The sequence below is a fragment of the Burkholderia sp. Nafp2/4-1b genome (assembly GCF_003635165.1).
Classification (GTDB): domain Bacteria; phylum Pseudomonadota; class Gammaproteobacteria; order Burkholderiales; family Burkholderiaceae; genus Burkholderia.
Genome location: NZ_ML058605.1, coordinates 42,827 through 58,758 on the forward strand (window position 1 = coordinate 42,827; position 15,932 = coordinate 58,758).

Below are 15,932 nucleotides of genomic sequence, written 5' to 3' on the forward strand. Positions count from 1 at the left end.
AGAGCGGGCGCCGGCGCTGATGCGCCGGCGCCCGTGCACATGGGAGCGACGATGGAATGCGTGTTTTGCCGTGAAGACGGCGGCGAGGTGCTCTGGCACGACGACTTGCTGCGCGTCGTCCTCGCGACGGGCGAGCACGACTACCCGGGCTTCTGCCGGGTGATCTGGGGCACGCACGTGGTCGAGTTCTCCGATCTCGGCGAGCCCGAGCGGGCACATCTGATGCGCGTCGTGTACGCGGTGGAGCGGGCCGTGCGCCGCGTGATGCAGCCGAACAAGGTGAATCTCGCGAGCCTCGGCAACATGGTGCCGCACGTGCACTGGCACGTGATCCCGCGCTTCTCGAACGATGCCCATTTTCCGCAGCCCGTCTGGGCGCCGCGCCAGCGCAGCGTGTCCGAGGCGCTGCTGCGCTCGCGCGCGGCGCAGGCCTCGCTGCTGCACAATGCGGTGCGCGAGGAAATTCAACGAACGACCGATTCGAGGCAGCCATGAGCGGTTTGACTTCCACGACGCCGATTCCGTCCGGCGTCGTCGTGCACGCGGTGTCGCGCGTGCTCGAATTGCAGTACCCGAACGGCGAAAATTACCGGATTCCGTTCGAGCTGATGCGCGTCTATTCGCCGTCGGCCGAGGTGCGCGGCCACGGGCCCGGCCAGGAGACGCTGCAGACGGGCAAGCGCGAGGTGACGATCACCGCGCTCGAGGGCGTGGGCAACTACGCGCTGCAGCCGACGTTCTCCGACGGCCATTCGACCGGCATCTACTCGTGGGATCTGCTGTACGAACTGGCGACGCAGCAGGATTCGTTGTGGCGCGACTATTTCGACAAACTGAAGGCGGCGGGCGTCGAGCGCGACGCGCCGATGCAGGCGGCCTCCGCGCCGCACGGCCACTGCCACTGAAATCGACGGCGCCCGCTCGGCGCCGTCTTGCCATTTACTGAGGATCAACGCGATGAGCAAAACCCACTTCGGCTTCGAAAGCGTCGAAGAAACCGAAAAAGCGAAGAAAGTGGCGGGCGTGTTTCATTCGGTCGCGAGCAACTACGATCTGATGAACGACCTGATGTCGGCCGGCATGCACCGCGCATGGAAGGCGTTCACGATCGCGCAGGCGAACGTGCGTCCCGGCTTCAAGGTGCTCGACATCGCGGCCGGCACGGGCGACCTGACCAAGGCGTTCGCGAAGGCGGCCGGCCCGACGGGCGAAGTCTGGCACACCGACATCAACGAATCGATGCTGCGCGTCGGCCGCGACCGCCTGCTCGACAAGGGCATCGTGACGCCGTCGCTGCTGTGCGACGCAGAGAAAACACCGTTCCCCGACAACTACTTCGACGTGGTCACGGTCGCGTTCGGGCTGCGCAACATGACGCACAAGGATGCCGCGCTCGCCGAGATGCGCCGCGTGACGAAGCCCGGCGGCCGCGTGATGGTGCTGGAATTCTCGAAAGTATGGGATCCGCTGAAAAAAGCGTACGACCTGTATTCTTTCAAAGTATTACCGTGGCTTGGCGACAAGTTCGCGAAAGATGCTGAAAGTTACCGGTATCTTGCTGAATCTATCCGGATGCACCCCGATCAAGACACGCTGAAGACGATGATGGAACAAGCGGGCCTCGATGCCGTCAAATATTACAATTTGTCAGGTGGCGTGGTAGCTTTACACCTCGGAACCAAGTACTAAGGGGTTCTTTCCATACATTCGCCTTACATCTGGAGAAGCTGATGTCCGAATCGCGTTCGTTGTTCAACCGTAGCAAGCCGTCGAAGCCGTGGGCTCGACGGGTCGGCACGCTGCTGATGGTCGGCCTGCTCACGGCCGGCACGTTCGCATCGCTCGACGCCGAAGCCAAGCGCATGGGCGGCGGGCGCAGCATCGGCCGTCAGAGCTCCACCGTCACGCAGCGCCAGGCTACGCCGCCGGCGCAGCAGCCGATGCAGCAGGCCGCGCCGTCGCAGGCCCAGCGCGCGAATCCGGCCGCACCGGCACCGGCCGCGCAGCCGAACCGCTCGCGCTGGCTCGGGCCGATCGCCGGTCTCGCGGCCGGCCTCGGCATCGCGGCGCTGCTGTCGCACTTCGGCCTCGGCGGCGCCTTCGCGAGCATGATGGCGAACGTCATCGTGATTGCACTGCTCGCGATGGTCGGCATCTGGCTGGTCCGCAAGTTCATGAACCGTCGTCGCCCGCACGAGCCGGCGTACTCGGTCGGCGGCTCGTCGTCGGCGTCGGGCGGCTACTCGCAAAGCCCGTCGTTCCAGCAGGGCAGCACCGGCAACAACTACGCCGGCAGCGGCAGCAGCTATGCGAACGAGGCGCAGGGCGTGTTCGGCGGCGGCGCTGCGGCCGCGGGCGCGGCAGGCGCGATGGCGGCCGCACCGCTCCAGGTGCCGGCCGGCTTCGACACCGAAGCGTTCCTGCGCAGCGCGAAGGTCTACTTCGTGCGCCTGCAGGCGGCGTGGGACCAGGGCAACCTGGCCGACATCCGCGAGTTCACGACGCCGGAAATGTTCGCCGAGATCAAGATCGACCTCGATTCGCGCGGCAACGAAGCGAACCAGACCGATGTCGTGCAGCTCGACGCGGAACTCGTCGCGATCGAGGATCGCGGCATCGAGCAGTCGGCGAGCGTGCGTTTCCACGGGCTGATCCGCGAGTCGGCGAATGCGTCGGCGGCGCCGTTCGACGAGGTGTGGAACCTGTCGAAGTCGGGCAGCCAGGGCTGGCTGCTCGCGGGTATCCAGCAGATCAACACGCACTGAGCGTGACCGGCGGCCGGCCTGCCGGCTGCCCGGGCGACGGCCGCCGCACTGCGACCGCTTGCCGCCCGGGTGTGCGGTTGGCCGCGGTCTGCCGACGATCCGACGTTACAATAGAAACCCGCGTGGGCGCCCGGCCTGCGCGGGTTTTTTCTTTCCCAGCCCGATGACCTTTGCCGCCAAGCCTTTTGCTGCTGCTGTCAATCACCTGCTCGCGCGCGAATCGTGGGCGCGCGACCGCCTGATCCCCTACGCGGGCAAGACTGCCCGGCTCGACGTGCCGCCCGTCACGCTCACGCTGCTCGTGCAGCCCGACGGCTATCTGTCCGCGGTCGACGCGCACGATGCGCAACAGGTCGACGTGTCGATCGCGCTGGCGGGCGATACCGTCGCCGCATTCCTGCAGGGCGGCCAGGCGGCCGTGATGAAGCACGTGAAGATCGAGGGCGATGCGGAGTTCGCGACGCAGATCGCGAAGCTGGCCGAGCATCTGCGCTGGGAACCTGAGGAAGATCTCGCGAAGCTGGTCGGCGACGCGGCGGCGTACCGGATCGCGACGGTCGTGCGCGACGCCGGCGCGCGCGCGCGCCGCACCGGCCGCAACGTGCTCGATTCCGTCGCCGAATACTGGCTCGACGAAAACCCGCAAGTCGTCCGGCGCACGGTGCTCGGCGGCTTCGACGCCGAACTGGCGCGTGCGCGCGATGCACTCGCGCGGGTTGAAAAGCGGGTCGAGCGACTCGAACAAAAAATTGGCGCGCGCACGGGCTCCAGCCCGCGCGGCGCGCACTGAGGGCCGCAGGGCATGCGCATTTTCCGTTTCATCAAGATTGTCTACACCGTCATCCGCTTCGGCCTCGACGAGGTGATGCTGTCCCGGATCGACGACCCGCGCGTGAAGCTGCTGCTGCGGGTCACGACGATCGGCCGCCGCTATTCGTCGCCGCCCGCGGTGCGGCTGCGCCACGCGCTCGAAAGCCTCGGCCCGATCTTCGTGAAGTTCGGCCAGGTGCTGTCGACGCGCCGCGACCTGCTGTCGGTCGATTTCGCGAACGAACTCGCGAAGCTGCAGGATCAGGTGCCGCCGTTCGATTCGGCGGTCGCGATCGCGATCATCGAGAAGTCGCTCGGCGCGCCGGTCGACGAGCTGTTCGACGAATTCGAGCGCGAGCCGGTCGCGAGCGCGTCGATCGCGCAGGTGCACTTCGCGAAGCTCAAGCAGGGCGTGCATGCGGGCAAGGCCGTCGCGGTCAAGGTGCTGCGTCCGAACATGCTGCCGGTGATCGATTCCGACCTCGCGCTGATGCGCGACATCGCGACGTGGACCGAGCGCATGTGGGCCGACGGCCGGCGCCTGAAGCCGCGTGAAGTCGTCGCCGAATTCGACAAGTACCTGCACGACGAGCTCGACCTGATGCGCGAGGCCGCGAACGGCAGCCAGCTGCGCCGCAACTTCGCGGGCCTCGACCTGCTGCTCGTGCCCGAGATGTTCTGGGATTTCTCGACGTCGCAGGTGCTCGTGATGGAGCGCATGACCGGCGTGCCGATCAGCCAGGTCGAGACGCTGCGCACCGCGGGCGTCGACATCAAGAAGCTCGCGCGCGAAGGCGTCGAGATCTTCTTCACGCAGGTGTTCCGCGACGGTTTCTTCCATGCGGACATGCACCCGGGCAACATCCAGGTGAGCCTCGACCCGAAGACCTTCGGCCGCTATATCGCGCTCGATTTCGGGATCGTCGGCGCGCTGTCGGATTTCGACAAGAACTACCTCGCGCAGAACTTCCTCGCGTTCTTCAAGCGCGATTACCACCGCGTCGCCACCCTGCACCTCGAGTCCGGCTGGGTGCCGCCCGAGACGCGCGTCGAGGAACTCGAAAGCGCGATCCGCGCGGTGTGCGAGCCGTACTTCGACCGCGCGCTGAAGGACATCTCGCTCGGCCAGGTGCTGATGCGCCTGTTCTCGACGTCGCGCCGCTTCAACGTCGAGATCCAGCCGCAGCTCGTGCTGCTGCAGAAGACGATGCTGAACGTCGAAGGGCTCGGCCGCTCGCTCGACCCCGAACTCGATCTGTGGAAGACCGCAAAGCCGTATCTCGAGCGCTGGATGACCGAGCAGATCGGCCTGCGCGGCTGGTACGAGCGCTTCAAGGTGGAGGCGCCGCAGTGGAGCAAGACGCTGCCGCAGCTGCCGCGCCTGATCCACCACGCGATGGCCGCGCGCCACGATGCGCCGCGCGCGGCGAGCGAGGACCTGATGCGTCAGGTCCTCATCGAACAGAAACGCACCAACCGGCTGCTGCAGGCACTGCTGGTGTTCGGTCTTGCCGTCGGCGTCGGGGCGCTCGTCGCGCGCGTGCTCCTCGCGCTCGCATACGGCGCGTGACCGAAAGGATTCGAGCGATGTCCGAATCGAAGCAACCGTCCGCCCCCAGCGCCGCCGATTTCGCGACGCGCGACCCCGGCAACGCGTCGTTCTGGGATGAACGTTTCGCACGCGGCGTGACGCCGTGGGAATTCGGCGGCGTGCCGGACGGGTTTCGCGCGTTTGCGCAGCGGCGCGCGCCGTGTGCGGTGCTGATCCCCGGCTGCGGCAGTGCGCGGGAGGCCGGCTGGCTCGCGCAGGCAGGCTGGCCGGTGCGCGCGATCGATTTCGCCGCGCAAGCCGTGGCGGCGGCGAAGGCGCAGCTCGGCGCGCATGCGGACGTCGTCGAGCAGGCCGATTTCTTCACGTACCGGCCGCCGTTCGACGTGCAGTGGGTGTATGAGCGCGCGTTCCTGTGCGCGCTGCCGCCGGGCTTGCGCGCCGGCTATGCGGCACGGATGGCCGAGCTGCTGCCCGCCGGTGCGGTGCTGGCCGGTTATTTCTTCGTGACGAGGAAACCGAAGGGGCCGCCGTTCGGCATCGAGCGTGCCGAGCTCGATGCGCTGCTCGCGCCGCACTTCGAGCTGATCGAGGATCTGCCGGTGACCGATTCGCTGGCCGTGTTCGACGGGCACGAGCGCTGGCTCACGTGGCGCCGTCGCTGAAGCCCGCGCGTCGCGTCCGTTGCCGGAGCGCGCCGGGGTTTCGGCTATAATTCAAGGTTTTGCAAGCCGTTTCCAGTTTCCGCGGGAAAAATATCATGCCGATCTACGCCTATCGATGCGAAGCGTGCGGTTTCGCCAAGGACGTGCTCCAGAAGATGAGCGACGCGCCGCTGTCGCAGTGTCCCGAATGCGGGAAGGATGCTTTTCGCAAGCAGGTCACCGCCGCCGGCTTCCAGCTGAAGGGTTCCGGCTGGTATGTCACCGATTTCCGCGGGGGCTCGGGCGGCGCCAGTGCGCCGGCGACTGCGTCCGGCGACGCGAGCGCTGCCGCACCGTCCGCCGCGGCGCCGGCAGCCGCCGCGCCTGCTGCGACCAGTTCCGAAAGTACGACGACGAGCGCTGCGCCGGCCCCGGCTGCCGCGCCCGCCGCCGGCAGTTGACAGTCGCGGCCCGGTCGGGCCGCGCTCACACCGCGCTCCTGGCGCGGTTCATTGACGGCAGATGATGAAAAAGACGACCCTGAAAACGGTGTTCCTGACCGGCTTGCTGGTTCTCGTCCCGCTCGCGATCACGCTGTGGGTGCTCGGCCTCATCATCGGCACGATGGACCAGACACTGCTGCTGCTGCCCGAATCGTGGCAGCCGGAGCGGATGCTCGGCTTCCACCTGCCGGGGATCGGCGCGGTGCTGACGCTCGCGTTCATCTTCGTCGTCGGGCTGGCCACGCAGAACTTCATCGGCCAGAAGCTCGTCACGTGGTGGAACGCGGTCGTGCGTCACATCCCCGTCGTCGGACCGATCTACACGAGCGTCAAGCAGGTGTCGGACACGCTGCTGTCGAGCAGCGGCAACGCGTTCCGCAAGGCGCTGCTGATCGAATACCCGCGTCGCGGCTCGTATACGATCGCGTTTCTGACCGGCGCGCCCGGCGGCGACGTGGTCAACCATCTGACGGAAGAGTACGTGAGCGTGTACGTGCCCACGACGCCGAACCCGACGTCCGGCTTCTTCCTGATGCTGCCGAAGAGCGAAGTCATCGAACTCGACATGTCGGTCGATGCCGCGCTCAAGTACATCGTCTCGATGGGCGTCGTGGCGCCTTCGGCGCCGGTTCCGGCGCCCGCCCGCCGTCCCGTCGAGCCGCCGCTGTAAGTAAAGAATCATCGCCCGGGCCGCGCGTTGCGGCGCCCGTTGATCAAACCGAACGAAAGCAAACATCATGTCGATGCGTACTGAATACTGCGGTCTCGTGACCGAACACCTGCTGGGCCAAACCGTGTCGCTGTGCGGCTGGGTGCAGCGCCGCCGCGATCACGGCGGTGTGATCTTCATCGACCTGCGCGATCGTGAAGGCCTCGTGCAGGTGGTGTGCGACCCGGACCGCGCGGAAATGTTCGCGACCGCCGAAGGCGTGCGCAACGAGTTCTGCGTGCAGATCAAGGGTCTCGTGCGCAACCGGCCGGAAGGCACGGTCAACGCCGGCCTGAAGAGCGGCAAGATCGAAGTGCTGTGCCACGAGCTGATCGTGCTGAACGCGTCGGTCACGCCGCCGTTCCAGCTCGACGACGACAACCTGTCGGAAACGACGCGCCTCACGCACCGCGTGCTCGACCTGCGCCGTCCGCAGATGCAGCACAACCTGCGCCTGCGCTATCGCGTAGCGATCGAAGCGCGCAAGTACCTCGACGAGCAGGGCTTCATCGACATCGAAACGCCGATGCTGACGAAGAGCACGCCGGAAGGCGCGCGCGACTACCTCGTGCCGTCGCGCGTGAACGCGGGCCAGTTCTTCGCGCTGCCGCAGTCGCCGCAGCTGTTCAAGCAGCTGCTGATGGTCGCGAACTTCGACCGTTACTACCAGATCACCAAGTGCTTCCGCGACGAAGACCTCCGCGCCGACCGTCAGCCGGAATTCACGCAGATCGACTGCGAGACGTCGTTCCTCGGCGAGCAGGAAATCCGCGATCTGTTCGAAGACATGATCCGTCACATCTTCAAGACGACGATCGACGTCGAGCTCGACGCGAAATTCCCGGTGATGCCGTACTCGGAAGCGATGGCGCGTTTCGGTTCGGACAAGCCGGACCTGCGCGTGCAGCTCGAATTCACCGAACTGACCGACGCGATGAAGGACGTCGACTTCAAGGTGTTCAGCACGCCGGCCAACGCGAAGGACGGCCGTGTCGCGGCGCTGCGCGTGCCGAAGGGCAGCGAACTGTCGCGCGGCGACATCGATGGCTACACGGAATTCGTGCGCATCTACGGCGCGAAGGGCCTCGCCTGGATCAAGGTCAACGAGAAGGCGAAGGGCCGCGACGGCCTGCAAAGCCCGATCGTCAAGAACCTGCACGACGCATCGATCGCGGCGATCCTCGAGCGCACCGGCGCTGAAGACGGCGACATCATCTTCTTCGCGGCCGATCGCGCGAAGGTCGTCAACGACAGCCTCGGCGCACTGCGCCTGAAGATCGGTCATTCGGAATTCGGCAAGGCGAACGGTCTCGTCCAGGCCGGCTGGAAGCCGCTGTGGGTCGTCGACTTCCCGATGTTCGAATACGACGACGAAGATGCGCGCTACGTCGCCGCGCACCACCCGTTCACGAGCCCGAAGGACGAGCACCTCGAGTACCTCGAGACCGACCCGGGCCGCTGCCTCGCGAAGGCATACGACATGGTGCTGAACGGCTGGGAAATCGGCGGCGGCTCGGTGCGTATCCATCGTGAAGAAGTGCAGAGCAAGGTGTTCCGCGCGCTGAAGATCGGTGCGGAAGAGGCGCAACTGAAGTTTGGCTTCCTGCTCGACGCGCTGCAGTACGGCGCGCCGCCGCACGGCGGTATCGCGTTCGGTCTCGACCGCATCGTCACGATGATGGCCGGTGCCGACTCGATCCGCGACGTGATCGCGTTCCCGAAGACGCAGCGTGCGCAGGATCTGCTCACGCAGGCGCCGAGCCCGGTCGACGAGCGTCAGCTGCGCGAGCTGCACATCCGTCTGCGCCAGCCGGAACAGCCGAAGGCGTAACACTTGTCAAAGGTCGTGTGTGCGGCAACGTGCGCACGGCACCAACGAAAAAGGCGCCGTGGTGCGCCTTTTTCATTTTTTGCGGTACAGTCGCAGCACTTGCCGCACGTTCGGGCACAGCCCGGCGCACGGCCCTGCGCCGCATGAAACAAAGATGACGAAGCCGCCGAAAATCCCCGAATCCGTTCTCGTCGTGATCTACACGCCCGAACTCGACGTGCTGGTGATCAAGCGTGCCGACCAGGCCGATTTCTGGCAATCGGTGACCGGATCGAAGGACACGCTCGACGAGCCGCTCGCGCTCACGGCCGCGCGCGAAGTCGCCGAGGAAACCGGCATCGTGGTCGGGTCGCACGACGTGCCGCCCACCGCACTGATCGACTGGCATCACCGGATCGAATACACGATCTATCCGCAATACCTGCATCGCTATGCACCGGGCGTCACGCGCAACGTCGAGCACTGGTTCGGCCTGTGCGTGCCGCATCGTATGGACGTGACGCTGTCGCCGCGCGAGCATGTCGACCATGCGTGGCTGCCGTTCCGCGAGGCGGCCGCGCGCTGCTTCTCGCCGTCGAACGCCGAAGCGATCCTGCAATTGCCCGTGCGCGTGGCGCTCGCGCGGGCGCCGCACGGCTCGTCCGCATGAATGCGGAAGCCCGCAAGCGCTTCGCGCAATTGCGGCAGATGTTCCTGCAGGAGCGCGGCTCCGCGTCGCGGCTCGCGTTCACGACCGGCAACACGGTGCGGCTCTGCGAAACCGGCAGCGAATTCTTCCACGCGCTGATCGAGCGGATCGATGCGGCGCGCGAGCAGGTGATGCTCGAAACCTACATCTACTGCGACGATGCAGCCGGCCGCCCGGTGTCGGATGCGCTGATCCGCGCGGTGCAGCGCGGCGTGCGCGTGCGCGTGATCACCGACGGCGTCGGCACCGCGCGCCTGCCGCTGTTCGACACGTGGGCCGAGGCCGGCGTCGAGCACTGCATCTACAACCGCTACCTGTTCGGCCGCTTCGGCTTCTCGCGCACGCACCGCAAGCTCGCGGTGATCGATCATGCGGTCGCGTTCTGCGGCGGCATCAACATCGTCGACGACTACACGCAGGGCAGCGCGACGCTGCCGTTCGCGCGCTGGGATTTCGCGGTCGAGATGGCCGGGCCGGCGGTGTCGGACGTGCGCGCGGCGTTCGAGCTGCAGTGGCACCGGATCCAGTTCGGCCACAAGCCGTATGCGCAGTACGCGGCCGGCCTGCACGGCGGCGAAGCGTTCCCCGAGATGTTCCGGCGCTGGATGCGCAGCCACCGCTGGATCAAGGCTGGCGCACTGCGGGTCGTGACCGAGCCGAGCGTCGCGTTCGTCGCGCGCGACAACGTCGTGAACCGCCGCGCGATCGAGAAGGCCTATCTCGCCGCGATCGGCCGGGCGCGCCAGCGGGTCCTGCTCGCGAATCCGTACTTCATGCCGGGCCGCAAGCTGCGCCGTGCGCTGACGGGCGCGGCGCGCCGCGGCGTCGACGTGCGGGTGCTGATCGGCCGCAAGGAATTCACGGCGCTCGATACGGCCGTGCCGTTCCTGTATCACGCACTGCTGCGCGCGGGCGTGCGCGTCGCGGAATACGACAAGACGATCCTGCACGGCAAGGTGGCCGTGATCGACGACAACTGGGCGACGGTCGGCTCGTCGAACCTCGACGCGCTGAGTCTGATGTTGAACAATGAGGCCAATGTCGTGCTGGTGCGTTACGACGACGTGACCAACGCGCTGCGCGACGCGATCGCGGCTGCGTTTTCCGAAGGCCGCGAAATCGACGCCGCGCGGTACGCCGCACGGCCGCGCATCGAGCGTATGCTGAACTGGCTCGCGTACAACACGTACCGCATCCTGATGAAGGCGCTGACGGTCGGCGGTTACGACTAAGCGTTCGCTTCAAAAATCTGTCCGCACGTTCGTGCGGAAAAGCCGCTCCGGTCCCGCCGGAATCGCGCAAAATAGCGGCTCGGTTAGACACCGGTTTCTAATAATTTCCTTGTTTCGCGAGCGGCCGCACTCAATAATAGTACGGCCGTTCGATTTTATTCGAACCCCCGAACGGTTACAGAAATAGCTATGCGAAAAGGCGAACAGACGCGTGCCGCGATACTCGAAGCTGCTTTGGACCTCGCCAGCCGTGACGGGCTGGAGGGGCTGACGATCGGCCTGCTGGCCGAGCGCATGCAGATGAGCAAGAGCGGTGTGTTCGCGCACTTCGGATCGCGCGAAGACTTGCAGGTCGAGGTCGTCCGCGAGTATCACCATCGTTTCGAAAACGAGGTGTTCTTTCCGAGCCTGCGCGAGGCGCGAGGCTTGCCGCGCCTGCGGGCGATGCTGGCTCGCTGGACGGAGAAGCGCATCCAGGAGGTGACGACCGGATGCATCTACATCAGCGGGGCCGTCGAGTACGACGACCGGCCGGACAGCCCCGTGCGCGAGCAACTGATCGCGAGCGTGACGGCCTGGCGTGCCGCGATGCTGCGTGCCATTTCGCAGGCGAAGGAAGAAGGCCATCTGCGTGCGGATACCGATCCGGACCTGATGCTCTTCGAGTTGTACAGCTTCACGCTCGGCCTGCATCACGACGCACGCTTCCTGCATTCGCCGGATGCGGTGCGCCTCACGTGGGCCGCGCTGGAAAAGACGATCGTTTCGTATCAGAGCGAGAGCCGTTAGCGGCGCGTAACCCGCCCGCCAGGAGCTCGAGCCGTTTTGCCCACCTTTGGAGAGAGTCATGGGACAGTACGCCGCGCCGCTGCGCGACATGCAATTCGTGTTGCACGAGCTTCTGAACGTCGAAGCCGAGGTCAAGCAAATGCCGCGGCATGCGGACCTCGACGCCGACACGATCAACCAGGTCCTCGAGGAAGCGGGCAAGTTCTGCTCCGAGGTACTGTTCCCGCTGAACCAGGTCGGCGACCGCGAAGGCTGCACGTATGAAGGCGACGGCGTCGTGAAGACCCCGACCGGCTTCAAGGAAGCCTACCAACAATACGTCGAGGCCGGCTGGCCGGCGCTCGGCTGCGATCCGGACTACGGCGGCCAGGGCCTGCCCGCGTTCGTGAACAACGCGCTCTACGAAATGCTGAACTCGGCGAACCAGGCATGGACGATGTATCCGGGCCTGTCGCACGGCGCGTACGAATGCCTGCACGCGCACGGCGCGCCGGAACTCCAGCAGCAATACCTGCCGAAGCTCGTGTCGGGCGAATGGACGGGCACGATGTGCCTGACCGAGCCGCACTGCGGCACCGACCTCGGCATCCTGCGCACCAAGGCCGAACCCAACGGCGACGGCTCGTACTCGATCAGCGGCACGAAGATCTTCATCTCGAGCGGCGAGCACGACATGTCGAAGAACATCGTCCACCTCGTGCTCGCGCGCCTGCCGGACGCGCCGCAAGGCACGAAGGGGATCTCGCTGTTCATCGTGCCGAAGTTCATTCCGGACGCCGCGGGCGAGCCGGGCGAGCGCAACGGCATCAAGTGCGGCTCGATCGAACACAAGATGGGCATCCACGGCAACTCGACGTGCGTGATGAACCTCGACAACGCGAAGGGCTGGATGGTCGGCGAGCCGAACAAGGGCTTGAACGCGATGTTCGTGATGATGAACGCCGCGCGTCTGGGCGTCGGCATGCAGGGCCTCGGCCTGACGGAAGTCGCATACCAGAACTCGCTCACGTACGCGAAGGAACGCCTGCAGATGCGCTCGCTGACGGGCCCGAAGGCACCCGACAAGCCGGCCGACCCGATCATCGTGCACCCGGACGTGCGCCGCATGCTGCTCACGCAGAAAGCCTACGCGGAAGGCGCGCGCGCGTTCACGTACTGGTCGGCGCTGCAGATCGACAAGGAGCTGTCGCACGGTGACGAAGCGGTGCGCAAGGAAGCGGCCGACCTCGTCGCGCTGCTCACGCCGATCATCAAGGCGTTCCTGACCGACAACGCGTTCGAGTCGACCAACCACGCGATGCAGATCTACGGCGGCCACGGCTTCATCTCCGAGTGGGGCATGGAGCAGTACGTGCGCGACGCGCGGATCAACATGATCTACGAAGGCACGAACTCGATCCAGTCGCTCGACCTGCTGGGCCGCAAGGTGCTCGGCGACATGGGCGCGAAGCTGAAGAAGTTCGGCAAGCTCGTCACCGAATTCGCGGAAGCCGAAGGCGTGAAGCCCGAGATGGCCGAGTTCATCAACCCGCTCGCCGACATCGGCGACAAGGTGCAGAAGCTGACGATGGAAATCGGCATGAAGGCGATGCAGAACCCGGACGAAGTCGGCGCCGCCGCCGTGCCGTACCTGCGCACCGTCGGCCACCTGGTGTTCTCGTACTTCTGGGCGCGCATGGCGCGTCTCGCGCTCGATAAGGAAGCGTCGGGCGATCCGTTCTACAAGTCGAAGCTCGCCACCGCCCGTTTCTACTTCGCGCGTCTGCTGCCGGAAACGGCATCGACGATCCGCGCCGCGCGCGCCGGTTCGAAGACGCTGATGGAAGTCGACGAATCGCTGTTCTGACGCGAGTCCGGGCGGTGCGCGCCGCGCGCCGCCCGAACCCAACGGTTCCTGGTACTCACTTCGCCGTGCAGCCCTCCCAATCCGTGCTGCACGACATTATCCGGAGACATCCCGTGAGCAATTTCCTGATTCGCAAGGTCGCCGTGCTGGGCGCCGGCGTGATGGGCGCGCAGATCGCCGCGCATCTCGTCAACGCGCGCGTGCCGGTGCTGCTGTTCGACCTGCCGGCCAAGGAAGGCCCGAAAAACGCGATCGCGCTGAAGGCGATCGAGAACCTCAAGAAGCTGTCGCCCGCGCCGTTCGGCGTGAAGGACGACGCGAAATACCTCGAAGCCGCGAACTACGAAGACGACATCGCGAAGCTCGCCGAGTGCGACGTCGTGATCGAAGCGATCGCCGAGCGGATGGACTGGAAGCACGACCTGTACAAGAAGGTCGCGCCGCACATCGCGCCGAACGCGATCTTCGCGACCAACACGTCGGGCCTGTCGATCACGAAGCTGTCCGAAGGTTTCTCCGACGAGCTGAAGTCGCGCTTCTGCGGCGTGCACTTCTTCAACCCGCCGCGCTACATGCATCTCGTCGAGCTGATCCCGACCGCGCACACGCGCCCGGAAATCCTCGACCAGCTCGAAACCTTCCTGACGAGCATCGTCGGCAAGGGCGTCGTGCGCGCGAAGGACACGCCGAACTTCATCGCGAACCGCGTCGGCATCTTCTCGATCCTCGCGGTGATTACCGAGGCCGCGAAGTTCGGCCTGCGCTTCGACGAAGTCGACGATCTGACGGGCAGCCGCCTCGGCCGCGCGAAGTCGGCGACGTTCCGCACCGCGGACGTGGTCGGCCTCGACACGATGGCGCACGTGATCAAGACGATGCAGGACAACCTCGCCGACGATCCGTTCTTCCCGGTCTACCAGACGCCTGCCGTGCTCGCCGAACTGGTGAAGCAGGGCGCGCTCGGCCAGAAGACGGGCGGCGGCTTCTACAAGAAGGAAGGCAAGGCGATCAAGGTGCTCGACGCGAAGACGGGCACCTACGTGGATTCGGGCGCGAAGGCGGACGAGACCGTCGGCCGCATCCTGAAGCGCCCGCCGGCGGAACGCCTGAAGCTGCTGCGCGAGACGGACCATCCGCATGCGCAGTTCCTGTGGTCGATCTTCCGCGACGTGTTCCACTACATCGGCGTGCATCTCGAGTCGATCGCCGACAACGCGCGCGACGTCGACCTCGCGATCCGCTGGGGCTTCGGCTGGAACGAAGGCCCGTTCGAAGGCTGGCAGGCCGCCGGCTGGAAGCAGGTTGCCGAGTGGGTGCAGGAAGACATCGCGGCCGGCAAGGCGCTCGCGAACGTGCCGCTGCCGTCGTGGGTGCTCGAAGGCCCGGTCGCCGAGCAGGGCGGCGTGCACACGGCCGAAGGCTCGTGGGCGCCGGCATCGAAGCGCTTCGTGCCGCGCTCGGACCTGGCCGTGTACGACAAGCAGGTGTTCCGCGCGCCGCTGCTGGGCGAAGCCGGTGCCGATCCTAAGACGTACGGCAAGACGCTGTTCGAAACCGACGCGGTGCGTGCCTGGGTCGACGATCGTGCCGGTGAAGACGACGTCGTGATCGTGTCGTTCAAGTCGAAGATGAACACGATCGGACCGAGCGTGATCGACGGCCTCGTGCAGGCGATCGAACTCGCGGAGAAGGATTACAAGGGCGTGGTGATCTGGCAGTCGACGTCGCTGAAGCTCGGCACGCCGGGCGGCCCGTTCTCGGCCGGCGCGAACCTCGAAGAGGCGATGCCCGCGTTCATGATGGGCGGCGCGAAGGGCATCGAGCCGTTCGTGAAGAAGTTCCAGGAAGGCATGCTGCGCGTGAAGTACGCGAACGTACCGGTGGTGGCGGCCGTGTCGGGCATCGCGCTCGGCGGCGGGTGCGAGCTGATGCTGCACAGCGCGAAGCGCGTCGTGCACGTCGAGAGCTACATCGGTCTCGTCGAAGTGGGCGTCGGCCTCGTGCCGGCCGGCGGCGGCCTGAAGGAAGCGGCGCTGCGCGCGGCGGAAGCCGCCACGGCCGCGAACGCGACCACCGACATCCTGAAGTTCGTCACGAAGTCGTTCGAGAACGCCGCGATGGCGAAGGTATCGGCGTCCGCGCACGATGCACGTGCGATGGGTTACGTGAAGCCGTCCGACACGATCATCTTCAACGTGTTCGAACTGCTCGACACCGCGAAGAAGGAAGCGCGTGCGCTGGCAGCCACCGGCTACCGTGCGCCGCTGCGCGCGAAGGACGTGCCGGTCGCGGGCCGCTCGGCAATCGCGACGATCAAGGCATCGCTCGTCAACATGCGTGACGGCCGCTTCATCAGCGACCACGACTACCTGATCGCGAGCCGCATCGCCGAAGCCGTGTGCGGCGGCGACGTCGAAGCCGGCAGCCTCGTCGACGAGCAATGGCTGCTCGCGCTCGAGCGCCGCGCGTTCGTCGAGCTGCTCGGCACGCAGAAGACGCAGGAACGGATCATGGGCATGTTGCAGACCGGCAAGCCGGTGCGTAACTGAGCGAGCAGACAAGGAGT

Annotated in this window: 15 protein-coding genes; all 15 read left to right on the forward strand. The window is 66.1% G+C overall.

Features of this window, described 5'->3' with window-relative positions; translation table 11 throughout:
- Nucleotides 1-51 precede the first annotated feature (51 nt).
- Nucleotides 52-495 (forward strand): HIT family protein, encoded by a 444-nt coding sequence (locus C7H84_RS14230; protein WP_121859664.1) that lies wholly within the window; start codon nt 52-54, stop codon nt 493-495.
- Entirely contained in the window at nt 492-905 is a 414-nt protein-coding gene (locus C7H84_RS14235; RefSeq protein ID WP_121859387.1) for a DUF971 domain-containing protein, read from the forward strand. The genes C7H84_RS14230 and C7H84_RS14235 overlap by 4 nt, the downstream gene beginning before the upstream one ends.
- 52 nt (nt 906-957) lie before the next feature.
- On the forward strand, nt 958-1,689 hold the full coding sequence (gene ubiE / locus C7H84_RS14240) for a bifunctional demethylmenaquinone methyltransferase/2-methoxy-6-polyprenyl-1,4-benzoquinol methylase UbiE (protein WP_105832908.1): 732 nt from the start codon (nt 958-960) through the stop codon (nt 1,687-1,689).
- Between the two features lie 41 nt (nt 1,690-1,730).
- Nucleotides 1,731-2,765, forward strand: coding sequence for a TIM44-like domain-containing protein (locus C7H84_RS14245; protein WP_121859388.1), 1,035 nt, complete (start codon nt 1,731-1,733; stop codon nt 2,763-2,765).
- A gap of 163 nt (nt 2,766-2,928) precedes the next feature.
- Nucleotides 2,929-3,555 carry an SCP2 sterol-binding domain-containing protein gene (locus tag C7H84_RS14250; protein ID WP_121859389.1) on the forward strand — a complete coding sequence of 209 codons (627 nt, stop codon included), beginning with the start codon at nt 2,929-2,931 and terminating at the stop codon, nt 3,553-3,555.
- A gap of 12 nt (nt 3,556-3,567) precedes the next feature.
- A complete protein-coding gene (gene ubiB, locus C7H84_RS14255; RefSeq protein WP_121859390.1) occupies nt 3,568-5,145 on the forward strand; it encodes a ubiquinone biosynthesis regulatory protein kinase UbiB in 1,578 nt (525 codons plus the stop codon).
- 17 nt (nt 5,146-5,162) lie between these two features.
- Nucleotides 5,163-5,789, forward strand: a complete 627-nt coding sequence (locus C7H84_RS14260; protein WP_121859391.1) for an SAM-dependent methyltransferase — start codon at nt 5,163-5,165, stop codon at nt 5,787-5,789.
- A gap of 95 nt (nt 5,790-5,884) precedes the next feature.
- Entirely contained in the window at nt 5,885-6,229 is a 345-nt protein-coding gene (locus C7H84_RS14265) for an FmdB family zinc ribbon protein (RefSeq protein ID WP_121859392.1), read from the forward strand.
- Between the two features lie 61 nt (nt 6,230-6,290).
- The gene (locus C7H84_RS14270; RefSeq protein ID WP_162999279.1) at nt 6,291-6,941 is read left to right on the forward strand and encodes a DUF502 domain-containing protein; all 651 of its coding nucleotides are present in this window, start codon (nt 6,291-6,293) and stop codon (nt 6,939-6,941) included.
- A gap of 67 nt (nt 6,942-7,008) precedes the next feature.
- Nucleotides 7,009-8,811, forward strand: a complete 1,803-nt coding sequence (gene aspS, locus C7H84_RS14275) for an aspartate--tRNA ligase (RefSeq protein WP_059233228.1) — start codon at nt 7,009-7,011, stop codon at nt 8,809-8,811.
- A 154-nt stretch (nt 8,812-8,965) separates the two neighbouring features.
- The gene (gene nudB, locus C7H84_RS14280; RefSeq protein ID WP_121859393.1) at nt 8,966-9,460 is read left to right on the forward strand and encodes a dihydroneopterin triphosphate diphosphatase; all 495 of its coding nucleotides are present in this window, start codon (nt 8,966-8,968) and stop codon (nt 9,458-9,460) included.
- Nucleotides 9,457-10,731: a cardiolipin synthase ClsB gene (clsB, locus tag C7H84_RS14285; RefSeq protein WP_121859394.1), complete on the forward strand. Its 1,275-nt coding sequence runs from the start codon at nt 9,457-9,459 to the stop codon at nt 10,729-10,731. Before nudB ends, clsB begins: the two co-directional genes overlap by 4 nt.
- Before the next feature lie 189 nt (nt 10,732-10,920).
- Nucleotides 10,921-11,520 carry a TetR/AcrR family transcriptional regulator gene (locus C7H84_RS14290; protein WP_014896084.1) on the forward strand — a complete coding sequence of 200 codons (600 nt, stop codon included), beginning with the start codon at nt 10,921-10,923 and terminating at the stop codon, nt 11,518-11,520.
- Nucleotides 11,521-11,578: 58 nt separating this feature from the next.
- The gene (locus C7H84_RS14295; protein WP_121859395.1) at nt 11,579-13,366 is read left to right on the forward strand and encodes an acyl-CoA dehydrogenase C-terminal domain-containing protein; all 1,788 of its coding nucleotides are present in this window, start codon (nt 11,579-11,581) and stop codon (nt 13,364-13,366) included.
- Nucleotides 13,367-13,479: 113 nt separating this feature from the next.
- The gene (locus tag C7H84_RS14300) at nt 13,480-15,915 is read left to right on the forward strand and encodes a 3-hydroxyacyl-CoA dehydrogenase/enoyl-CoA hydratase family protein (protein ID WP_121859396.1); all 2,436 of its coding nucleotides are present in this window, start codon (nt 13,480-13,482) and stop codon (nt 15,913-15,915) included.
- Nucleotides 15,916-15,932: the final 17 nt, after the last annotated feature.

Bases quoted from the DNA above. Each gene is read 5' to 3' on its own strand.
- C7H84_RS14230 (WP_121859664.1), top strand. From the start codon at position 52: ATGGAATGCGTGTTTTGCCGTGAAGACGGCGGCGAGGTGCTCTGGCAC.
- C7H84_RS14235 (WP_121859387.1), top strand. From the start codon at position 492: ATGAGCGGTTTGACTTCCACGACGCCGATTCCGTCCGGCGTCGTCGTG.
- ubiE (WP_105832908.1), top strand. From the start codon at position 958: ATGAGCAAAACCCACTTCGGCTTCGAAAGCGTCGAAGAAACCGAAAAA.
- C7H84_RS14245 (WP_121859388.1), top strand. From the start codon at position 1,731: ATGTCCGAATCGCGTTCGTTGTTCAACCGTAGCAAGCCGTCGAAGCCG.
- C7H84_RS14250 (WP_121859389.1), top strand. From the start codon at position 2,929: ATGACCTTTGCCGCCAAGCCTTTTGCTGCTGCTGTCAATCACCTGCTC.
- ubiB (WP_121859390.1), top strand. From the start codon at position 3,568: ATGCGCATTTTCCGTTTCATCAAGATTGTCTACACCGTCATCCGCTTC.
- C7H84_RS14260 (WP_121859391.1), top strand. From the start codon at position 5,163: ATGTCCGAATCGAAGCAACCGTCCGCCCCCAGCGCCGCCGATTTCGCG.
- C7H84_RS14265 (WP_121859392.1), top strand. From the start codon at position 5,885: ATGCCGATCTACGCCTATCGATGCGAAGCGTGCGGTTTCGCCAAGGAC.
- C7H84_RS14270 (WP_162999279.1), top strand. From the start codon at position 6,291: ATGATGAAAAAGACGACCCTGAAAACGGTGTTCCTGACCGGCTTGCTG.
- aspS (WP_059233228.1), top strand. From the start codon at position 7,009: ATGTCGATGCGTACTGAATACTGCGGTCTCGTGACCGAACACCTGCTG.
- nudB (WP_121859393.1), top strand. From the start codon at position 8,966: ATGACGAAGCCGCCGAAAATCCCCGAATCCGTTCTCGTCGTGATCTAC.
- clsB (WP_121859394.1), top strand. From the start codon at position 9,457: ATGAATGCGGAAGCCCGCAAGCGCTTCGCGCAATTGCGGCAGATGTTC.
- C7H84_RS14290 (WP_014896084.1), top strand. From the start codon at position 10,921: ATGCGAAAAGGCGAACAGACGCGTGCCGCGATACTCGAAGCTGCTTTG.
- C7H84_RS14295 (WP_121859395.1), top strand. From the start codon at position 11,579: ATGGGACAGTACGCCGCGCCGCTGCGCGACATGCAATTCGTGTTGCAC.